This is a genomic window from Wolbachia endosymbiont of Bemisia tabaci (assembly GCF_003999585.1).
In the GTDB taxonomy this organism is placed as follows: Bacteria; Pseudomonadota; Alphaproteobacteria; order Rickettsiales; family Anaplasmataceae; genus Wolbachia.
Genome location: NZ_CP016430.1, coordinates 146,220 through 151,775, shown reverse-complemented (window position 1 = coordinate 151,775; position 5,556 = coordinate 146,220). Strand labels below are relative to the sequence as shown.

At 33.1% G+C, this 5,556-nt stretch carries 4 protein-coding genes and 2 pseudogenes; 4 read left to right on the top strand and 2 right to left on the bottom strand.

From position 1 onward, the window contains the following. Window positions 1-460, bottom strand: a pseudogene (locus BBB02_RS00715) (hypothetical protein); the annotation flags it as partial. Between the two features lie 217 nt (window positions 461-677). Here BBB02_RS00715 and BBB02_RS00705 point away from each other — a divergent pair. Beyond that, window positions 678-1,643: an IS110 family RNA-guided transposase gene (locus BBB02_RS00705; protein WP_127463635.1), complete on the top strand. Its 966-nt coding sequence runs from the start codon at window positions 678-680 to the stop codon at window positions 1,641-1,643. A gap of 96 nt (window positions 1,644-1,739) precedes the next feature. On the opposite strand, the pseudogene BBB02_RS00700 reads toward BBB02_RS00705, so the two are convergent. Beyond that, a pseudogene (locus BBB02_RS00700) lies at window positions 1,740-2,285 on the bottom strand (hypothetical protein); the annotation flags it as partial. Window positions 2,286-2,464: 179 nt separating this feature from the next. On the opposite strand from BBB02_RS00700, the gene BBB02_RS00695 reads away from it, so the two are divergent. The 3 genes from BBB02_RS00695 to BBB02_RS00690 all read left to right on the top strand — a co-directional run. Next, window positions 2,465-3,742: an adenylosuccinate synthase gene (locus tag BBB02_RS00695; RefSeq protein ID WP_127463593.1), complete on the top strand. Its 1,278-nt coding sequence runs from the start codon at window positions 2,465-2,467 to the stop codon at window positions 3,740-3,742. A gap of 158 nt (window positions 3,743-3,900) precedes the next feature. Beyond that, complete coding sequence (locus BBB02_RS06275) at window positions 3,901-4,257, top strand: hypothetical protein (protein WP_245970133.1); 357 nt, start codon at window positions 3,901-3,903, stop codon at window positions 4,255-4,257. A gap of 5 nt (window positions 4,258-4,262) precedes the next feature. Next, window positions 4,263-5,556, top strand: a 1,294-nt coding sequence (locus tag BBB02_RS00690) for a hypothetical protein (protein ID WP_245970137.1), incomplete at its 3' end; no start/stop codon positions are given.

Below are 5,556 nucleotides of genomic sequence, written 5' to 3'. Positions count from 1 at the left end.
TTTCATTTGCATCCGATCCTGTAGTAGATATTGTACCATCGTTGTTTACTTTGATTTGAGTACCTAAGCTATGCTCTATTTGTATTTTTATCTCAGGTTTAAATCCTAATTTTGTACAGAATTTCTGAAAATATTCTTTAATAATGTCAAACAAGCTCTTGCCATTATCTTTATAATTTTTTAACTCTTCAGGAATAGTGAGTGATAATTTACCTTCTTTATATATTATATCATCTTTGTCATTTTGAGATTCGAGTATGAATTCTAATGAGCTGGATAGGTCACATATTTTCTCTTCCGGATTGTCAATCGTGGTTATAGGCATTGCCATATCAGACGTCACTTTTATGCAGTTGTGGTCGGTGCAGTAAATGTTTAGCGCTTTTTTAGGACTGTGTGGAGTTAAATTACAACTACTGAGTGCGGCATGAGATTCATTAAATATACCAGCCCCATACCCTTATATGTTAAAAACAAGTCTTTATAAATGTCACGAAATAGCAGTATAAAGACACGCAGAGAGGAGGAACCGTCCATACTCTTGGTCATAAGGACCGTCTTGCAGCAAGGTTCTCCTCTCTGGTGTATTATACTGAAAGTTCCGAACAACTGGTTGAGTTTTTAGGCTCGTATATAAGGGTGGAAAATGCAGTATACACATTATTTATGGAGGAATTATGAATTTATCAAATATTATTACTGGAATTGATATTAGCAAAAATAAACTAGACATCCACATTCATCCACTTGGACATCATAAAGTATTTGAAAATAACGTTCAAGCTATTGATCAAATAATCGACTTTTTGCGTTTACATAACGTAACCAAAGTTGGACTTGAAGCAACTGGTGGGTACGAAAAATTATGTGCTTATACTTTATTAAGCCATGGTTTTGAAGTATATGTCATTCAACCAAGATGGGTGAGAGATTATGCAAAAAGCCTTGGTATTGCTACTAAAACTGATAAAATAGACTGTAGCATCATCTCACGTTATGTTAGTAATACAGACATGCGTGTCACTCCTTTAAAAGTTAGTAGTATTGACTGTTTGAAGCAAAAATTATCTCGCAGGAATCAACTAGTAGAAATAGCAAAAATACAAAAAACCCAAGCTCATCAAGTAACCGATTTATCTATAATCAAACAAATGGAAGAGCTACTTGCAGTTTTACAAAATCAAATTCAAGTCTTAGAAGATGAGGTAATGGAATTAGTCGATAAAAATCAAGAGCTTAAAAAAAAGTATATGTCAATAACTAGTATACCTGGTGTAGGTGCAATAACAGCTATTACTTTTATTTGTTATCTACCCGAGCTTGGAACTCTCCAACATGAAGAAATATCCAGCCTTTCCGGAGTTGCACCTTTTAATCGAGATAGTGGTTTTAGTAAGGGAAAAAGGTGTATTCAGGGTGGTAGATCACAAATTAGAAAGGTTTTACATATGTGCATTCTTAGTGCGCAAAGGTACAATTCTTATATAAAAATCTTCTTTGATAGGCTATACAATCAATATAAAAAACCATATAAAGTTGCTTCTACTGCTGCAATGAGAAAATTACTTATCCTTGCTAACTCTTTAGTAAGAGACGGTAGACTGTTTACTGAGGAGTATAGCCCTAAAACTGTTTCTATATAGTAATAGCATAGCTGTGAATAAGTACGCCCACACAAATTTTAAGTACTTATTCACAGCTACATCAATTTTTCTATTGACTTTTAACACAACTGCTGTTTGATTACAATTGGTGACTAACTCTTCTAAAATAGCATCACTTGGAACCTTTGCTTCAGCGTATCTAAACATTTCCTTGAAAATTTCCTTTGCTAATGCACGGTAATCTTTTTTGGAGAATAGATGATAAGAGCTTCTCCCTGCGTTATAAAATCTCTCAAATTCCTTTCTATATTCATCAATTTTTTTCTCATCAGCAACTGTAGGGCTATTACAATGATTTTCCCAAACTTCAGATAGTCTATCTTGATCAAGCTCCCTAAGTACTGGTTCCATAAAAGCTTTACCTTCTTCAGAGAGGTTATCAAAATTATCACGGTTAAAAATCTCATTTTTATAATCTTTAGCTCCTTCCTTAAATGCAATAATAAAATTTTTATCTATTTCTTTTTCATTAATAATAAAATTCATTCTTTGAAAATCTAAGAACATTGTTTCACCGGAATTCGCTAATTTATTATCTTGATCTGCTCTTAATTTACTAAAATTGAATTCTTTAGCTGTGGCCTTTAATCTAACTACCGGACTCTTCTTTGCCTCTTTCATAATTAACACCTTACTATAAATATGCTGTAAGTTGTACCATATAATGATGAATAATTTTATAATATATAAAAAAGTCGATAGTCTATTTCTTTATTTTAGGGATATAGGAAAGGCGTAGATTTCTCTTTTCATTTGTAGCATGCTGCATTAATATTTACGTATTAATCTAGAAAATAGTGATGAATAATATTGTAATTGTTGGTCTGCAATGGGGTGATGAAGGTAAGGGTAAAATAGTAGATTATCTTTCTGAGAATGCAGATGTAGTTGTGAGGTTTCAGGGGGGAAATAATGCAGGGCATACTATAGTAGTAGGTGATAAGGTGTATAAATTAAATTTACTGCCCTCTGCTGTTTTGAGACCAGGCAGAATATCTATCATAGGAAATGGCGTTGCTCTCGATTCACACGCTTTAATCTCAGAAATAGAGTCATTGAAAGTTAAAGGGGTAGACGTAAATCATAACAATTTGATGATATCTGAAAGTTGCCCATTAATACTCAGTGTACATAAAGACAAGGAAAAGCTATTTGAAGATTTAAACGGAAATTGCAAAATTGGCACAACAAACAAAGGGATAGGACCATGTTATGAAGATAAAGTTGGAAGGAGAGCTATACGCCTTTGTGACTTAGAAAACACAGATGAGCTCAATCAAAGAGTGGACGCTCTCCTGAGTTACCATAATGCTATCAGAAAAGGACTTAACTACCAGGTAGTTAAAAAAGAAGAAATATTAAAGGAAATTGAAGAGATTTCAGAAAAAATTCTTTTATATAAAAAACCTGTGTGGAAGATACTAAATGATTTTATGAAAAAAGGTAAGAAAATAATATTTGAAGGCGCTCAAGGCGCATTTTTAGATATCGACCACGGAACTTACCCTTTTGTTACTTCAAGTAATACCGTAGCATCGCAAGCGATAACAGGCTCAGGATTATCCTACAATGCTCACATTATTGGTGTAGCAAAAGCGTATACAACAAGAGTGGGTAATGGTCCATTTCCTACTGAACAAAATAACGAGATTGGAGACAGCTTATTTTCTATAGGTAAGGAACTTGGAACAGTAAGCAATAGAAGAAGGCGCTGCGGATGGTTTGACGCAGTTTTAGTGCGCCAGGCCGTACAACTCTCTGGAGTTTCAAGCATTGTATTAACCAAATTAGATATTCTTGATTCTTTTGATACTATTAAAATAGGCACTGGTTATAAGTATGGCGGAAAAATGTATGATTATTTACCCGCATCACATTCAATACAAAAAGAATTAGAGCCAATATATGAAGAATTTCCTGGTTGGAAAGAGAAAACTCAAGGCAAAAGGTCAGTTAAGGAATTACCTGCAAATTTGATGAAATATGTGAGAAAAATAGAAGAATTAATAGGTGTACCAATTCATCTAATTTCAACTAGTCCCAATAGAGAGGATGTTATTAAGCTTAAAAATCTATGAAAACGTCTTGTTAACTTTTATCTAATAAAAAACGATACTTGTGTGACTTCAAGCAATCTATTATGCAAAGTAGCAGCGTAAACGTACAGTGAGCAGTGTGATTTTTCTTAAATACATGTTGATTGTTATAATATAAATATAGTTGTAAGGGGTATATTATGATTGCAGGTTTGACTAAGGGAGACAAAGCAGTAAAAGCGGAAAAAACAAGTGATCAGCTGAGAGAATTGTCAGTTGCAGAATATGTAGTTAAGTCAATACATGACTTGCAAAAATTGCATAATAGATTATGTTCATCACAGGGCAACAATTGTGTTAATGATAGAGAGAAGTTTGTCCAAGATAGTGATGGGCTTGGTATATTTCAATTTCTCAAAAGCTATATTAATGATGCAGAAAAAAATGAGCCTTCCATTAAGAACCTTACTATAATGAAATTTCTTCGCTCAATTATAGAAGATAGGGAACTGTATAAAAGTTATGCAGTTTCGATGATTTTCTCGATTGTGAGTTAGAAAATTTGAGAGATAAGATAAGCTTATTAGCGCTTTTGAGAGAAAAGATGGACTTTACTGATATACAAAAAGCTTATGGTAATTGGCGTTTTAGTAATCTAATAGGTGATAATGATTTTAAGCGAATGTATGTGGATGAAGCAGTAAAAGAAAGAGAAAAGCCTGTTAATGAGGACTTTGAGAAAAATATAGGTAAATACATAGAGTTAGTAAAGGAAGGAAAAGAAGTTGCAAGTAGGTATTTTGGAAAATGGAAAGAGGACTTTCAAGTTTACTGTGAAGAAATTGACAATAATAATAAAGTTTTGAATATTAACCTTACTCATTACGACAATAGTGAGCCAACAAAGATTAGTGACGTTTTACAGCAAGAGAAAGATATTAAAGAACTGAATATCTATTGCAATAAAAAACATGAAATACACGCTCATAAAAAAGATAAGAAAAGATATTATGAATTTAAAGAAGGTGCATATTATGAAATGACAAGCACTTGGGCTGCAAAAGATGGATCAGGAATGTGTACCATGATTATGAATGTGAGTAGCGATGGCATAACTGAAATACTAAAATTTAATGGTGAAGATTTTGTTTCATCGAAGGAGATTCTAGAATTAATAAAGCAAAACGATGAATTATATATTCAAGGTCTCTCCTTATATGATGCTGTAATGGAATCACTAGAAGAGAATAGGGCTACTCCTATTAATCTTTACAATGAATCTATGGTGGCTTATCAAGGTAAGGAACCAGAGGGGAAGTTAGATCATAAAGTTGATGCTGATAATAGCCTTCCTTCTTCTCCTTCTATTAATAGCAATGCATTGAAAGCCAATTTACAGCACACTAAAACTCAACTAGAAATTGCTTCACAACAAATCCGAACTCAAGAGGAAACTAACTCACAACGAATGGATGAATTGATTCCAGATAATCAAATATCGTCTAAAGAAAATGTCGAATTAAAGCAAGAAATGTCAAGCTTGAAAAAAGGAGCTACTGAATTGAAGCAAGAAATAGAAGCAGAAACAATTGTAAAGTTAGAGAGGCATGATAGCAATTTAAAAGATGAACTTGAAGAAGAAGTAAAGTTCGACATCGAAGATCCAGAAATCGAGTACGAGGAATTTCCAGAAGATATACTTGAACTCATTGAAGACGAAGATAGTATTGATGAATTGCAAGAGAACTACAGCGACATCATTGCAGATCAAATTCAGACAATTGAAGAAATGAAAGAAGAAATAGAAAACTTAAATAATCAAGTTAAATACTTAGAGGATCAACAAGATCAAGTTA

Excerpts from the sequence above, each read along its gene's own strand:
- BBB02_RS00705 (WP_127463635.1), top strand. The coding sequence starts at position 678 with ATGAATTTATCAAATATTATTACTGGAATTGATATTAGCAAAAATAAA.
- BBB02_RS00695 (WP_127463593.1), top strand. The coding sequence starts at position 2,465 with ATGAATAATATTGTAATTGTTGGTCTGCAATGGGGTGATGAAGGTAAG.
- BBB02_RS06275 (WP_245970133.1), top strand. The coding sequence starts at position 3,901 with ATGATTGCAGGTTTGACTAAGGGAGACAAAGCAGTAAAAGCGGAAAAA.